Annotated in this window: 14 protein-coding genes, 1 pseudogene and 1 riboswitch; of the genes and pseudogenes, 12 read left to right on the forward strand and 3 right to left on the reverse strand. The window is 70.5% G+C overall.

Features of this window, described 5'->3' with window-relative positions; all coding sequences use genetic code 11:
• Positions 1–18: 18 nt before the first annotated feature.
• Entirely contained in the window at positions 19–246 is a 228-nt protein-coding gene (locus V6M56_RS17485; protein WP_332685437.1) for a CopG family transcriptional regulator, read from the forward strand.
• Positions 243–665: pseudogene (locus tag V6M56_RS17490) on the forward strand (TA system VapC family ribonuclease toxin); the annotation flags it as partial. The gene V6M56_RS17485 and the pseudogene V6M56_RS17490, both read left to right, overlap by 4 nt.
• Before the next feature lie 24 nt (positions 666–689).
• On the opposite strand, the gene cobO reads toward V6M56_RS17490, so the two are convergent.
• Both cobO and cobU read right to left on the reverse strand, forming a co-directional pair.
• The gene (gene cobO / locus V6M56_RS17495) at positions 690–1,301 is read right to left on the reverse strand and encodes a cob(I)yrinic acid a,c-diamide adenosyltransferase (RefSeq protein WP_332685438.1); all 612 of its coding nucleotides are present in this window, start codon (positions 1,299–1,301) and stop codon (positions 690–692) included.
• A 12-nt stretch (positions 1,302–1,313) separates the two neighbouring features.
• Positions 1,314–1,826: a bifunctional adenosylcobinamide kinase/adenosylcobinamide-phosphate guanylyltransferase gene (gene cobU, locus V6M56_RS17500; RefSeq protein ID WP_332685439.1), complete on the reverse strand. Its 513-nt coding sequence runs from the start codon at positions 1,824–1,826 to the stop codon at positions 1,314–1,316.
• 159 nt (positions 1,827–1,985) lie between these two features.
• Positions 1,986–2,166: riboswitch (cobalamin riboswitch) on the forward strand.
• 38 nt (positions 2,167–2,204) lie between these two features.
• Here cobU and V6M56_RS17505 point away from each other — a divergent pair.
• The 9 genes from V6M56_RS17505 to cobJ are packed head-to-tail and all read left to right on the forward strand — an operon-like array spanning position 2,205 to position 11,746.
• Complete coding sequence (locus V6M56_RS17505; protein WP_332685440.1) at positions 2,205–2,378, forward strand: CbtB domain-containing protein; 174 nt, start codon at positions 2,205–2,207, stop codon at positions 2,376–2,378.
• 12 nt (positions 2,379–2,390) lie between these two features.
• The gene (locus V6M56_RS17510; RefSeq protein ID WP_332685441.1) at positions 2,391–3,143 is read left to right on the forward strand and encodes a CbtA family protein; all 753 of its coding nucleotides are present in this window, start codon (positions 2,391–2,393) and stop codon (positions 3,141–3,143) included.
• Positions 3,144–3,190: 47 nt separating this feature from the next.
• A complete protein-coding gene (locus tag V6M56_RS17515) occupies positions 3,191–3,616 on the forward strand; it encodes a DUF1636 domain-containing protein (RefSeq protein ID WP_332685442.1) in 426 nt (141 codons plus the stop codon).
• Entirely contained in the window at positions 3,613–4,662 is a 1,050-nt protein-coding gene (gene cobW, locus V6M56_RS17520; protein WP_332685443.1) for a cobalamin biosynthesis protein CobW, read from the forward strand. The genes V6M56_RS17515 and cobW overlap by 4 nt, the downstream gene beginning before the upstream one ends.
• A 4-nt stretch (positions 4,663–4,666) precedes the next feature.
• The gene (gene cobN / locus V6M56_RS17525; RefSeq protein WP_332685444.1) at positions 4,667–8,284 is read left to right on the forward strand and encodes a cobaltochelatase subunit CobN; all 3,618 of its coding nucleotides are present in this window, start codon (positions 4,667–4,669) and stop codon (positions 8,282–8,284) included.
• Positions 8,281–9,573: a precorrin-3B synthase gene (gene cobG / locus V6M56_RS17530; protein WP_332685445.1), complete on the forward strand. Its 1,293-nt coding sequence runs from the start codon at positions 8,281–8,283 to the stop codon at positions 9,571–9,573. The genes cobN and cobG overlap by 4 nt, the downstream gene beginning before the upstream one ends.
• 4 nt (positions 9,574–9,577) lie before the next feature.
• A complete protein-coding gene (locus V6M56_RS17535; protein ID WP_332685446.1) occupies positions 9,578–10,210 on the forward strand; it encodes a precorrin-8X methylmutase in 633 nt (210 codons plus the stop codon).
• A 4-nt stretch (positions 10,211–10,214) separates the two neighbouring features.
• Positions 10,215–10,958: a precorrin-2 C(20)-methyltransferase gene (locus tag V6M56_RS17540; protein ID WP_332685447.1), complete on the forward strand. Its 744-nt coding sequence runs from the start codon at positions 10,215–10,217 to the stop codon at positions 10,956–10,958.
• Complete coding sequence (gene cobJ / locus V6M56_RS17545) at positions 10,955–11,746, forward strand: precorrin-3B C(17)-methyltransferase (protein WP_332685448.1); 792 nt, start codon at positions 10,955–10,957, stop codon at positions 11,744–11,746. The genes V6M56_RS17540 and cobJ overlap by 4 nt, the downstream gene beginning before the upstream one ends.
• Here cobJ and V6M56_RS17550 read toward each other — a convergent pair.
• Positions 11,689–12,450, reverse strand: coding sequence for a cobalt-precorrin-6A reductase (locus V6M56_RS17550; protein WP_332685449.1), 762 nt, complete (start codon positions 12,448–12,450; stop codon positions 11,689–11,691). The genes cobJ and V6M56_RS17550 overlap by 58 nt on opposite strands.
• Here V6M56_RS17550 and cbiE point away from each other — a divergent pair.
• Positions 12,449–13,702: a precorrin-6y C5,15-methyltransferase (decarboxylating) subunit CbiE gene (gene cbiE / locus V6M56_RS17555; protein ID WP_332685450.1), complete on the forward strand. Its 1,254-nt coding sequence runs from the start codon at positions 12,449–12,451 to the stop codon at positions 13,700–13,702. The two genes, V6M56_RS17550 and cbiE, sit on opposite strands and share 2 nt — an antisense overlap.
• Positions 13,703–13,752: the final 50 nt, after the last annotated feature.

The following is a 13,752-nucleotide window of genomic DNA, read 5'->3' on the forward strand; positions in this document are numbered from 1 at the left end:
GCTGAACGAAGACCTGCCATGGGAACTCATGTCACGATCGATGAGGATGTGGTGCGCGCAGCCGAGAAGCTGGCGCGCGATCAGAAGCGGTCGGTCGGCGAGGTGATATCCGAGTTGGCGCGGAGATCGCTGCCGACAGAGCAGCGGATTGATCGGCGGAACGGCTTCCCCTTGCTCCCTGAACGAGGCGGACCGCCGGTCACAATGGAACTTGTCAACGCCCTGCGCGACGACGACGATAGGTGATATTTCTCCTCGACGTCAACGTGCTGATCGCCATGATCGACCCGAAGCATGTCGGCCATCAAACGGCCCATCGTTGGTTCGAAACCCATTGCTCGGAGGGGTGGGCGACATGCCCGATCATCGAGAACGGGGTGATCCGCATTCTCGGTAATTCTGCTTACCCGTTTGAAGGTGGCTCTGGGACACCTGCGAGAATCGCCGCGCTTCTGCGCGACCTTCGCAGCGTACCCGGCCACGTCTTCTGGCCAGATGACGTCAGCCTACTCGATTCCGATCTGATCAATTTGGATGCGATTCTTGGCTCGCGCCAGAACACTGATACCTATTTGCTCGCGCTCGCGGTCAAACATGGCGGCATGCTCGCCACGTTCGATCGCCGACTCAATGCATCGGCGGTGCCCCATGGCGCCGAGGCGCTGCAGTCATCGCGCCGGCCTGAGCCTTCAGAACTCGATCCCCTCCTGCGCCTTCACCCCCGCCGCGAAATGGTGCTTCACCAGCGTCATCTCGGTCACCAGATCGGCGGCCTCGATCAGCTCCGGCTTGGCGTTGCGGCCGGTGACGACGACGTGCAGGCCCGGCCGGCGCTGGCGGAGCGTCTCGACCACCTCGGCGAGCCGCAAATAATCGTAGCGCAGCGCGATGTTGAGCTCGTCCAGCACCAGCAGGCGGATATCCGGATCAGCCATCAGCGCCTTCGCCTTGGCGAAGGCGCGCTCGGCGGCGGCGATGTCGCGCGCCTTGTCCTGCGTCTCCCAGGTAAAGCCCTCGCCCATCGAATGCCAGGAGACCTGCTCGCCGAAGGCCTCCAGCGCCTTGCGCTCGCCAGTCGACCAGGCGCCCTTGATGAACTGGACGACGCCGATGCGCCAGCCATGGCCGAGTGCCCGCAGAATCAGGCCGAAGGCGGCGGTCGACTTGCCCTTGCCAGGGCCGGTATTGACGATCAGCAGGCCCTTCTCGACCGTCTTGCCGGCGACCTCGGCGTCCTGGACCGCCTTGCGCTTTTCCATCTTCGCCTTGTGGCGGGCGGCTTCGGCTTCATCGATCTTCATCGTTTCACTCTGCTATTTCACCTGCATCGGCAGACCGGCGACCATGAAGACCACGCGGTCGGCCTGCCTCGCAAGGCGCTGGTGCAAACGTCCGGCTTCGTCGCGGAAGCGACGCGCCAGAGCGTTCTCGGGCACGATGCCGAGGCCGACCTCGTTGGAAACCAGGACGACCGGCCCCGAAGCCTCGCGGCAGGCGGCGATCAGTTCGCCGGTCGCGATGGCGATGTCGCGTTCGGCGAGGATGAGATTGGTCAGCCAGAGCGTCAGGCAGTCGACCAGGATGGGCCGCCCGGCCGGCACCGCACGCAGCGCCTCGGGCAAGGCCATCGGCGCGTCGACCGTGCGCCAGTCCGGCGAGCGGCGGGCGCGATGCTCGGCGATCCGCGCGCGCATCTCGTCGTCATAGGCCTGCGCGGTGGCGATATAGGCCCAGGGCGGCGGCAAGGCTTCGACCAGCGCCTCGGCATGCCGGCTCTTGCCGGAGCGGGCGCCTCCGAGGACGAGGGTGAGCGGGGGAATGGTCATGGCGCGTGAACTCCGCGTCATGGTCGGCCTCGAGCCGACCATCTCCTGCCGGAGCTTCCCGGATCTGCGCGGAGTTTATCCTTGGGCCGACTGAAGGTCGGACCCGAGGGCTCCGCCCGAGAATGACGGTGTCCTGCATTGCACACCACCCGCCACATGGCTAATGATCCTGGCGACGGTGCCTCGGCGACGAGGTGAAAAGGGAACGCGGTGCGATGCCGCGGCTGCCCCCGCAACTGTAAGCGGCGCGTCCTGCGCCATCGGCCACTGGGTTTCCCGGGAAGGCGGAGCAGGACACCAAGCCGTGAGCCAGGAGACCTGCCGTCGTTCGATGTCGTCCAACAGGCTGCCGGTGGGGTGGCCAGGAAGTGAAGCAAGATGAATACGGCTACCGTCACCAGCCAGGCCAGCGTCTCCGAACGGGCGAAAGCCGTCGCCGCCGCGCTGATCCTCGGCTTCGTGCTGATCTATACCGTCGGCTTCGCCGCCTCGGCCAATGTCCACAACGCGGCGCACGACACGCGCCACGGCCTCGCCTTCCCCTGCCACTGACGGGGAAGCATCATGGTCACACGTGTTCTCACGGTCAGTCTTCTGGCCGGGCTTCTGGCTGGGCTCCTGGTCTCGACCCTGCAGCATTTCACCACGACGCCGCTGATCCTCAAGGCTGAAAGCTACGAGGCGGCGCAGCGGCAGGGCGCGGCACCGATGCGCGCTGCGTTCTCCGACGGCGCCCGGATCGTCCTGGTGCACAACCACCCGGCCGCCGGCGCCGAGCACATCGGCGAGCATGATTGGAAACCGCAGGACGGCTTACAGCGCACCGCCTTCACCAGCCTGGTGACGGTCGGCACCGCGATCGGCTTCGCCGCGCTGCTGCTCGCCGGGATGATCGCGGCGAACGAGCGCATCGACGAACGCCGGGCCCTGATCTGGGCGGCCTGCGGCTTCCTCGCCTTCGGCCTCGTGCCGGCGACCGGTCTCGCGCCGGAACTGCCGGGCAGCGCCGCGGCCGAGTTGCAGCTCCGGCAGCTCTGGTGGATTGCGACCGCGCTCGTCACCGCCGGCGGGCTCTTCGTCTTCCTGCGCCTGGAAGCGCCTTGGCTCAGAGTGCTGGCGATCGTCGCCATCCTGGTGCCGCATCTGATCGGGGCCCCGCATCCGGCCGCGCCGGAGAGCAAGGTGCCGGCCGAGATCGCGGCGCATTTCGCGGCGCTCTCGCTCGCCATCCAGGCCGCGCTCTGGCTCGTCACCGGCTTTGCCGTCGGCGTGCTCTGGCCCTGGGCCACGCGCCGCGCCGCAGCGGTTGCGGCCTGACGCCTCGCGCGGCCAGCGATGGCCGCGCCAATCCAAGGAGGCGTTTGATGCTCGAGGGCGATCTCGCCATGACGACCGCAGCCCGGCCGGAGCAAGGCTGCACCATCCATGTCTGCACCGCCTGCCGGCGCCAGCGCGAAGACCTGCCGGAAGGCTACGATCAGCCCGGCATCGCGCTGGCGGCGGCGCTCAGCGAGCGCATGGCCGGCGGCGACATCGCCGTCGTTCCGGTCGAATGCCTGGCCGTCTGCAAGCGGCCCTGCACCATCGCCTTGGCCGCCGACGGCAAATGGACCTATCTGATCGGCGACCTGGATACCGAAACCCATCTCGACGAGATCGTCGGCGCGGCCGAAAGCTTCGCGGCCAGCGCCAACGGCATCGTTCCCTGGAAAGAAAGACCCGCCTCGTTCCGTAAGGGCGTGGTCGCGCGCGTGCCGCCATTGCCGCGTCAGCAAGGATTGAACGAATGAACGCTCCGCAGGACACGACGCTCGGCAAAGTGCCGTGCACAATCATCACCGGCTTCCTCGGCGCCGGGAAGACCACGCTCGTCCGCCATCTGCTCGAGAATGCCGGCGGCAAGCGCCTCGCCGTGCTGGTCAACGAGTTCGGCGATCTCGGCTTCGACGGCTCCTTCATCGCCGGCTGCGGCATCGAAGGCTGCTCCGAGGAGGACATCGTCGAGCTGCCGAATGGCTGCATCTGCTGCACCGTCGCCGATGATTTCGTGCCGGCGCTGGAGAAGCTGCTGAGCCGACCGAACCCGCCGCAGCACATCCTGATCGAGACCTCGGGCCTGGCCTTGCCGAAGCCGCTGGTCCAGGCGTTCAACTGGCCGGCGATCCGCAGCAGAGTCACCGTCGACGGCGTCATCGCCGTGGTCGACGGACCGGCGGTGGCCGAGGGCCAGTTCGCCGACGATCCGGAAGCGCTGAAGGCCCAGGCGGCGCAGGACAGTTCCGTCGACCACGACAACCCGCTGGAGGAGGTGTTCGAGGACCAGATCCTCTGCGCCGACCTGATCCTGCTCAACAAGAGCGACATCCTCGACGCCGCCGGCCGCGAGCGGGTCAAGGCCGAGATCGCGCAGCACCTGCCCAAGGCGATCAAGGTGGTCGAGACCGCCCATGGCAAGGTCGAGCCGGCCCTGATCATCGGGCTTGGCGCCGCCGCCGAGGCCGACCTTGCGGGGCGCCCCTCGCATCATGGCGAGGGCGAGGACCACGACCATGACGACTTCGACAGCGTTGCGCTGCCGCTGCCGCAGGCCGCTTCGCCGGAGGAGTTGGTCGCCCGCGTCGCCAAGGCGGCGGAGGCCGAGGGTGTGCTCCGGCTGAAAGGCTTCGCCGGCATCCCCGGCAAGCGGATGCGGCTCGTCGTCCAGGGTGTCGGCCGCCGCGTCGGCCACCATTACGACCGGGCCTGGGGCGCCGACGAGCCGCGCGACGGCAGGCTCGTGGTGATCGGGCTGAAGGGCTTCGACCGCGCCGCCGTGGAGGCGGCGCTGGCAGGATGATGCGATGCACCTTCTCCCGACCAGCGAGGTGAGGCTCGACGACGGCGCGGACGCCATCGACCTCGCCTTGCCGCCGGGAGACATCGTGGTGCTGTCCTTCGCCGACAGCGATCTCTCGGCGCTGGCGGCGGCGGCCCGGAAAGCGGCGACGCCCTCCCCGTCATGCTCGCCCTTGTCCCGACCATCCACGTCTTCCTCCAGCGAAGGCGGTGTTCGAGACGTGGATGCTCGCCACAAGGGCGAGCATGACGGCGAAGCGCTCACCATTCGCCTCGTGCCGCTGCGGCGGCTGAGGCATCCGCTCTCGGTCGACCTGCTGATCGAGAAGACGATCTCGCAATCCCACTTCGTGCTGCTGCGCTGCCTCGGCGGGCTCGACTATTTCCGCTACGGCGTCGAGCAGATCGCCGAAGCCTGCCGGCGCGAGGGTGTCGGGCTCGCGGTGCTGCCGGGCGACGACCGGCCGGATGAGCGGCTGGCCGGCTACGGCACCGTGGCGTCGGCGTTCGCTACGGAACTGCTCGGCTATTTCCATGCCGGCGGCGGGGCAGAGAACATGCGCCGGCTGCTGGGGCGGATTGAGAGCCGTTTCGCGGCACTTCCCTCATCCGACCCGGCTACGCCGGGCCACCTTCTCCCCCAAGGGGAGAAGGTCGAGACGGCTGCGGCAGCCCCCTTCTCCCCTCGGGGGAGAAGGTCCCGGCAGGGGGATGAGGGCCGGCGCGACCTCGCTCCAATCCCACTCCCCACCCTCTTCGCCCTCGGACCGGACGCCACCCCCCTGCCCTGGCGGGACGCGCTCGCCGCCCTGCCTGCCGACGCTCCGCTGGTGCCGATCCTCGCCTATCGCTCCGGCGTCAGCGCCGGCGACACCGCCATGATCGAGGCGATCACCGCCGCCATGTCGGTGCGGGGCCTCGCGGCACTGCCGCTGGCGCTGACCAGCCTCAAGGACCCGGCCGTCGCGGTCGAACTCGCGGCGCTGATCGCGGCACGCAAGCCGGCGCTGATCGTCAGCACCACCGCCTTCTCGGCCCGCGACGGCGCCGGCTTCGTGCTCGACGCGGCCGACTGCCCGATCCTGCAGGCGGTGCCTGTCGGCAGCGCGCGCGAGGCCTGGGAAGCCTCGCCGCGCGGGCTCTCCGCCGCCGACCTTGCCATGCAGGCGGCGCTGCCGGAATTCGACGGGCGCCTCGGGGCAGTTCCCGTCGCCTTCAAGGAGGAGACGCTCGACCCGGCGACCGGCCTGACGCTGCGCCGCCTCGCGCCCGATGCGGAAGGCGTCGTCGCGCTGGCCGACCTCGCCGCCAACTGGATCGCGCTCGGCGCCAGGCCGCCGGCGGAGCGCCGGCTTGCTTTGGTGATGTCCGACTACCCGGCCCGCGGCGGCCGTGCCGGCTTCGCCGTGGGGCTGGATACGCCGGCCAGCGCGCTGGCGATCCGGGAGTTGCTAGGTGACGCGGGATACGATGTTGCGATGGATCGTCATTGCGAGCGCAGCGAAGCAACCCAAGGGGACGTAGAGCTCTGCCGCCCCTGGATTGCTTCGTCGGCTGCGCCTCCTCGCAATGACGAGACGAGTTCTGCGCTCATGAGTGCCCTGACCAGCGGCCCCGCCGATTTCGCGGTCCCGCTCTCGGCCTATCGCAACTGGCTCGCGACCATCCCCGAAAGTGCTCGCGCGGCCCTCCTCGCCGGCCATGGCGCGCCGGAGGACGACCCGACCTGCGACGGCGGGGCCTTCCGCTTCCGCGCCGTGCAATGGGGCAAGCTCACCATCGCCCTGCAGCCGCCGCGCGACGCCGCCCCGGACCGCAAGGCGCGCTATCACGACCCCGACGCACCTCCCGGCCACGCCTATCTCGCCTTCTATCTCGGCCTGCGCGAAGTTCTCCGCATCGACGCGCTGATCCATCTCGGCACGCATGGCACCACCGAATGGCTGCCGGGCAAGGCGGTGGCGCTCTCGGCTTCCTGCTGGCCGCGCCTCACGATCGGCGCCCTGCCGGTGATCTACCCCTATGTGGTCGACGATCCGGGCGAGGCGGCGCCGGCCAAGCGCCGGCTCTCGGCGCTGACGCTCGGCCATCTGCCGCCGCCGCTGGCCGCACATGAAGCAGCTGGCGAAGCGGCCCTGCTGCGCGACCTCGTCGAGGAATATTCGCAGGCGCAGCTGCTCGATCCGCGCCGTGCAGGCATCGTCGCGCGCGAAATCCTCGACCGGGCGCAGGCGAGCGGGCTCGCAGCAGCCTGCGGCGTAACCGCCGACCAGGACATGCCGAGCGCGCTCGCCGCCCTCGATGCCCATCTCTGCGACCTCGCCGAGACCCAGTTCCGCGACGGGCTGCACGTCTTCGGGCAGTCGCCGGTCGATCCAGCCTCGGCCGCGAACGAGCGCCGGAACCTGCTCGCGGCGCTCGACGCGCGCTTCGTGCCGCCCGGCCCCGCCGGTGCGCCGCATCGCGGCCGGCCCGACGTGCTGCCGACGGGCCGCAACCTTTCGACGCTCGATCCGCGCGCCGTACCAACCCGCGCCGCAGCCCGGCTCGGCGCAGGCGCCGCGCAGTCCGTCATCGCCCGCCATCTGCAGGACCAGGGCGACTATCCCCGCCGCATCGTCATGGATCTCTGGGCCTCGCCGACCTTGCGCTCGGGTGGCGAGGACATTGCCCATGCGCTGCACCTGATGGGCGCCCTGCCGGTCTGGGACCATGGCTCGACCCGCGTCACCGGCTTTGCGATCGTGCCGCAGGCGAAGCTCGCCCAGCCGCGTCTCGATGTGACGATCCGGATTTCCGGCGCCTTCCGCGACACCTTTCCGGCGCAGATCGCGTTGCTCGACGGTGCGGCGCGGGCGGTGGCGGCGCTCGACGAGCCGGATGAATGGAACGAGCCGGCTGCCGCACGACGGCGCGGTGAGGCCGGGGCGCGGATCTTCGGCGCCGCACCCGGCCGCTATGGCGCCGCCATGGCCGACCGGGCGCTCGACGGGCAATGGCAGTCCCGCGACGAGCTCGGCGCCGCCTATCTCGCCGCCACCAGCCATGCCTATGGCGGCGCGGAGGCGGCCGGCGCCGCCGATCGCGGCTTTGCATCCCAGGTCGCGCGGGCCGACGCCTTCGTCCATGTCAGCGACACCGCCGGGCGCGACATCCTCGAGGCGACGAGCGCCGCCGACGTGATCGGCGGCTTCGTCGCGGCGATGCAGACGCTGGGCGGCAAGGCCGCGCTCTACAGCCTCGACAGTTCCGATCCGGAAAAGCCCAGGGCCCGGACGCTGGCCGAGGACGTCTCGCGCATCGTCCATGGCCGGCTCTGCCACCCGCAATGGATCGAAAGCCATCTCGCCCATGGCTGGCGTGGCGCCGGCGAACTCGCCGAAGCGGTCGACGCGCTCTTCGTCTATGCCGCAAGCACCGACGCCGTCTCGGACGCGCTGTTCGATGCGGTTTTCCAGGCCTATTGCGGCAATGCGGCAACCTGGCAGGCGCTCGAGCAGGCCAATGCGCCGGCCGCCGCCTCGATCCGCGCGCGTCTCGCCGAGGCACAGAAGCGCGGGTTGTGGCAGAGCCGGCTGAACTCGACGGCGCTTCTCGCCGCCGCGCCCGAGGCGGCGGAGTGAACGCCCCCGCCACCGAGGCGATGCGGCGCGGCTGGTGCCCCGGCACCTTGCGGCCGATGCAGACCGGAGATGGCTGGCTGGTGCGCCTGCATCCGCCGCGCGGCACGCTTTCGCCGGCACAGCTCGCGCTCGTCGCCGAACTCGCCGACCGGTGTGGCAACGGCCAGGTCGAGGTCTCCGGGCGCGGTAACCTCCAGTTCCGCGGCGTGCGCGAGGAGACGCACCCGGAACTGGTCGAGGAACTGCTCGCCGCCGGGCTGGTCGACGAGGCGGAAGGCGACGGGCCGCACCGCCTAACGCTCGCCTCGCCGCTCGCCGGCCGCGCCAGGGACGACCTGCTCGACGCCGCGTTGCTGACGCAAGCGGTCGAGCGCGAAGGCCGCCGTATCGCCGGGCTGCCGGCGAAGTTCTCGATCGCGGTCGATGGCGGCGGCGCGCTGGCGCTCGACGGGTTCGCCGCCGATCTGAGGCTGCGCGCCGTTGCGGCGGATGCCGTCGCTTTCGGCCTGCCGGGCGACCTCTGGTTCGGGCCGGTCGCGCCTGCCACCGCCGCTCGGACAGCCGCCGGCCTGCTCGCCGGATTCGCAGCCGAAAACCGCAAGCGGCCCGATGCGATCCGCCGCATGCGCGATCTCGATGCGGCGGCGCTGACTTCGCTCGCCGCCGCCTGCGGGCTTGCAGCCATGCCGGCGCCCGCAGCCCGGCCAAAGCCCGCCCCTGTCGGCATCGTCGCCGAGCGGGGCGGCCGCTTCGCCGTGCTCGCCGGCTTAGCCCTCGGCCGCAGCGACGCCCAAGGGCTAGGCCGTCTCGCCGCCCTGGCGCAGCGCTTCGCGGTCGACCAGATCCGGCTCTCGCCCTGGCGCGGCTTCGGCTTCTGCGGGCTGTCGCGCATGGATGCGGAGGCGCTCCACGCAACACTGGCGCGGGACGGCCTCGTGATCGAGGCGCACGACCCGCGCCTCGCCGTCTCGGCCTGCGTCGGGGCACCCGCCTGTGAACGCGCACAGGCCCCGACGCTCGCCGATGCGGCGGCCCTCGCGGAGGTTCTGGCGCCATCGCTGGCGAACGGGCTGACGCTGCATGTCTCCGGCTGCGCGAAATCCTGCGCCCGGCCCGGCCTCGCCGACCTCACCCTGGTCGGGAGCGAAGCAGGCTATGACGTCATCCTCGCTGGGGGCACCCGCGACCTGCCGATCGCGCATCTGCCGCTGGCGGAGCTTGTGCGCCGGCTCGAACCGGGTCAGGACATCCGCGCGCGGCTCGACGCAGCGCATCGCCACCGGGAATGAAAGTTTGAACACGCGTCACGCCTATCTCCGCGACGGAGCCGCGATCTATGAGCGCTCCTTCGCCATCATCCGGGCCGAGGCCGAGCTGTCGCGCTTTTCCGGCACGTCCGAGCGCGTCGTGGTGCGGATGATCCATGCCTGCGGCATGACCGACCTGCCGAAGGACGTGGCGATTTCGCCGGATTTCGCGGCGAAGGCGGAAGCCGCGCTCGCTGCCGGCGCGCCGATCCTGTGCGATGCGCGCATGGTCGCCGACGGCGTCACCCGCGCTCGCCTGCCTGCCGGGAACGAGGTGATCTGCACGCTCGGCGATCCGGCCGTACCGAGCCTGGCGCAGGAGATGGGCACGACCCGCTCGGCCGCGGCGATGGAGTTGTGGCGTCCCCGCCTTGCCGGCGCCCTCGTCGTCATCGGCAATGCGCCGACCTCGCTGTTTCGCCTGCTCGACATGCTCGACGAAGGCGCGCCGAAGCCGGCCGCGGTGATCGGCATCCCGGTCGGCTTCGTCGGCGCGGCCGAATCGAAGGCGGCGCTGGCCGAGGACGGGCGCGTGCCGTTCCTCGCCGTGCACGGGCGGCGCGGCGGTTCGGCGATGGCGGCAGCGGCCGTCAACGCGCTGGCGCAGGCGAAGGAGTGAGAGGGTGAGCGACCAGGCACCCCGCACCCTGCTCTACGGCGTCGGCCTCGGGCCCGGCGACCCGGACTATATGACGGTGCGCGCCCGCGACATCATCCTGCGCGCCGACCGGCTGGTGCATTTCTGCAAGCGCGGCCGGCGCGGCAATGCCCGCGTCACGGCCGACGCGATCATCGCGCCCGATGCCGCCCGCGAGATCGAGCTCGCCTTTCCGGTGACGACCGAGGTGCCGGTCGAGGACGAAGGCTATACCGGACCGATCGCCGCCTTCTACGATGCGGCGGCCGAACAGCTCGCCGGCGAGATGGCGGCCGGCCGCAGCATCGCCGTGCTCTGCGACGGCGACCCGTTCTTCTACGGCTCGTTCATGCATCTGTGGCGGCGCCTCGCCCAGCGTTTCCCGACCGAGGTGGTGCCGGGCGTCACCGGCATGGCCGGCGCCTGGACAAGGGCGGACGCGCCGATCACCTGGGGCGACGATGTCATGACCGTCCTGCCGGGCACGCTCACCGAGGGCGAGCTGACGCGCCGGCTCACCGATACCGACGCGGCGGTGATCATGAAGCTCGGCCGCAACCTGCCCAAGGTCAGGCGAGCCTTGCAGGCAGCCGGGCTGATCGAGCGCGCGATCTATGTCGAGCGCGCCACCATGGCCGATCAGTGCGTCGTCAGGCTGGCCGAGAAGGGCGACGACGAGGCGCCGTATTTCTCGATGATCCTGGTGCCCGGCGAAGGGCGGCGGCTGTGACCGGCTCGCTTGCCATCGTCGGCCTGGGACCGGGCGAGGCGCGCTACCTGACGCCCTCGGCGCAGGCGGCGCTCGCAGCGGCGACCGATCTCGTCGGCTACGGCCCCTATCTCGACCGCATCCCGGCGCAGGCCGGGCAGACCAAGCATGCCAGCGACAACCGCGTCGAGATCGAGCGCGCCCGGCACGCGCTGGAGCTCGCTGCCTCGGGAAAGTGCGTCGCCGTGGTCTCGGGCGGCGATCCCGGCGTCTTCGCCATGGCGGCAGCCGTGTTCGAGGCTCTGGAGGCGGGCGAGCCGGGCTGGCGGGCGCTTTCGATCACGGTCGAGCCCGGCATCACCGCCATGCTGGCGGCGGCAGCGGCCGCCGGCGCGCCGCTCGGCGGCGATTTCTGCGCGCTCTCGCTCTCCGACAACCTCAAGCCCTGGGAGGTCGTCACCGCCCGGCTCGAAGCGGTGCTGCGGGCCGATTTCGTGATCGCCCTCTACAACCCGATCTCGAAGGCGCGGCCCTGGCAGCTCGGCAAGGCGCTGGAACTGGCGCTCGAGGTCCGGGCGCCGGAGACGCCGGTGATCTTCGCGCGCGCCATCGGCCGGGCCGACGAGGCGCTGCGCATCCTTTCGCTGGCGGAAGCAGCCGAAGCGGCAAGCAGCGCCGACATGGCGACCCTCGTGCTGATCGGGGCGAGCGGCACGCGCCTGATCGCGCGCGCGGGCCAGGCGCCGTTCGTCTATACGCCGCGCTCGGTGACGAAGAGCCCCTGCGCCACCAGCCAGGGCAGGACCTGATCGATATGGGCGACGTTCTCGACATCGGGCTTGGGCGGCCGCTCGACCATGACCACCGGCAGGCCGAGCCGGCGTGCGGCGACGAGCTTGCCGAGAGTCATCGGACCGCCGGCATTCTTGCTGACCAGGATCTGCGTACCCTCCCGGTGCATCAGCCTTTCCTCGGCCTCGGCCTCGAAGGGACCGCGCTGCTGCAGGACCTTGGCGTGCGGCAGCGGCAGCTCGCCGACGGGCTCGATGACGCGGATCAGGTAGCGGTGCTGCGGCGCGGCGAAGAAATGCGGCAATTCGAGCCGGCCGATGGTCAGGAAGACGTGCTGCGGCGTCTCCCCCAGCGCCTCGACGGCAGCGGCGATGTCGGGCACGCTGCGCCAGCGGTCGCCGGCCTGCGGCTTCCAGCTGTCGCGCCGGATCGCCAGCAGCGGCACGCCCTCCGCCTTGCAGGCTGCTTCGGCATGGTAGGGCATGATGGCGGCGAAGGGATGGGTCGCGTCGATGACCGCGACCACGCCCTCCTCGACGAGGTACTGGCGCAGGCCGGCAATGCCGCCGAAGCCGCCGATGCGGCTCGGCAGCGACATCGGCCGCGGGTCGGAAGTGTGGCCGGCAAGGGAGATCACGGCGCGAATCTCGGGCGCCTGTTCAGCCAGGAGCTGGTCAAGCGCAGCCGCTTCGCTCGTGCCGCCAAGAATGAGGACCGTCATGAATCAGTTTTCGCCTGAAACCCATGAACTGTCGAGCACGGGGCCGACCGGTCCCTGGCTCTCCCTGGTCGGTCTCGGCGAGGATGGGCGCGCCGGATTATGCGAAGCGGCACGGGCAGCATTGGAGCAGGCCGAGGTCGTTTTCGGCGGCGAGCGCCATCTGGCGCTGATCGGAAACGTCCCCGGCGAGGCCCGGGCCTGGCCTCAACCCTTCCGAAATGCGCTGCCGGCGATCCTGGCGGAGCGTGGCCGGCCGGTCTGTGTCCTCGCGACCAGCGATCCGTTCCATTACGGCATCGGCGCCGGCCTGACCAAGGCGGTGGCGCCCGAGGAAATGCGGGTGATCCCGCAATTGTCAGCCTTCTCGATGGCTTGTACCCGGATGCGCTGGCCGCAGGAGGAATGCGCCCTGGTCTCGCTGCACGGGCGGTCGCTGCAAAGGATCATCCCGCATCTGCAGCCCGGTGCGCGCGTGCTCGCCCTGTCCTGGGACGAATCGACCCCGGCCGCAGTGGCGCGGCTGCTCGCGGAGCGCGGCTTCGGCGAGAGCTCGATCACCGTGCTGGAAGCGCTGGGCGGCCCGAAGGAGCGCATTCGCGAGGCGCGCGCCGAGGATTTCGCGCTCGACGGGATCGTGCCGCTCAACATGCTGGCGGTCAGCGTCGCAGCCGGCACTGAGGCCCGCGTCCTGCCGCTCGCCAACGGCCTTCCCGACGAATGGTTCGAGCATGACGGCCAGCTGACCAAGGCCGATATCCGCGCCATCACGCTCTCGGCACTGGCGCCACGCGCCGGCGAGCTGCTCTGGGATGTCGGCGCCGGCGCCGGCTCGATCGGCATCGAATGGTGCCTGCGCCATCGTCATAACCGCGCCCTCGCCTTCGAGGAACAGCCAGAGCGGGCAGCGCGCCTCGGCCGCAACCGGCTGGCGCTGGGCGCGCCGCCGCTCGAGATCGTCGAGGGCAAGGCGCCGGAAAGCTTTGCCGGCAAGGCAACGCCGGATGCGGTCTTCATCGGCGGCGGGCTCACCGATCCCGGCGTGGCCGAGGCCGCCTTCGCCGCGTTGAAGCCGCGCGGCCGCCTGGTCGCCAATGCGGTGACGATCGAGGGCGAGGCCAGGCTCGCGGCACTCTTTGCCCAGCATGGCGGAAACCTGCGCCGGATCGGCATCGCCCATCTCGACCCGATCGGCAGCCTGCATGGCTGGCGCGCCGCGATGGCGGTGACGCAATGGCGGGTGGTGAAGCCGTGACTTCGCGCGACACCTATCTCACCCACGCCGTCATCCTGGGCTTCGCGCAG

This window comes from Allobosea sp. (assembly GCF_036675845.1).
In the GTDB taxonomy this organism is placed as follows: Bacteria; Pseudomonadota; Alphaproteobacteria; order Rhizobiales; family Beijerinckiaceae; genus Allobosea.

What these genes read in the sequence shown, in the direction of transcription:
- V6M56_RS17510 (WP_332685441.1), top strand. Translation starts at nt 2,391, where the DNA reads ATGGTCACACGTGTTCTCACGGTCAGTCTTCTGGCCGGGCTTCTGGCT.
- V6M56_RS17550 (WP_332685449.1), bottom strand. Translation starts at nt 12,450, where the DNA reads ATGACGGTCCTCATTCTTGGCGGCACGAGCGAAGCGGCTGCGCTTGAC.
- cbiE (WP_332685450.1), top strand. Translation starts at nt 12,449, where the DNA reads ATGAATCAGTTTTCGCCTGAAACCCATGAACTGTCGAGCACGGGGCCG.
- cobU (WP_332685439.1), bottom strand. Translation starts at nt 1,826, where the DNA reads ATGACCATTCCCCCGCTCACCCTCGTCCTCGGAGGCGCCCGCTCCGGC.
- cobO (WP_332685438.1), bottom strand. Translation starts at nt 1,301, where the DNA reads ATGAAGATCGATGAAGCCGAAGCCGCCCGCCACAAGGCGAAGATGGAA.
- V6M56_RS17485 (WP_332685437.1), top strand. Translation starts at nt 19, where the DNA reads ATGGGAACTCATGTCACGATCGATGAGGATGTGGTGCGCGCAGCCGAG.
- V6M56_RS17505 (WP_332685440.1), top strand. Translation starts at nt 2,205, where the DNA reads ATGAATACGGCTACCGTCACCAGCCAGGCCAGCGTCTCCGAACGGGCG.
- cobW (WP_332685443.1), top strand. Translation starts at nt 3,613, where the DNA reads ATGAACGCTCCGCAGGACACGACGCTCGGCAAAGTGCCGTGCACAATC.
- cobN (WP_332685444.1), top strand. Translation starts at nt 4,667, where the DNA reads ATGCACCTTCTCCCGACCAGCGAGGTGAGGCTCGACGACGGCGCGGAC.
- V6M56_RS17515 (WP_332685442.1), top strand. Translation starts at nt 3,191, where the DNA reads ATGCTCGAGGGCGATCTCGCCATGACGACCGCAGCCCGGCCGGAGCAA.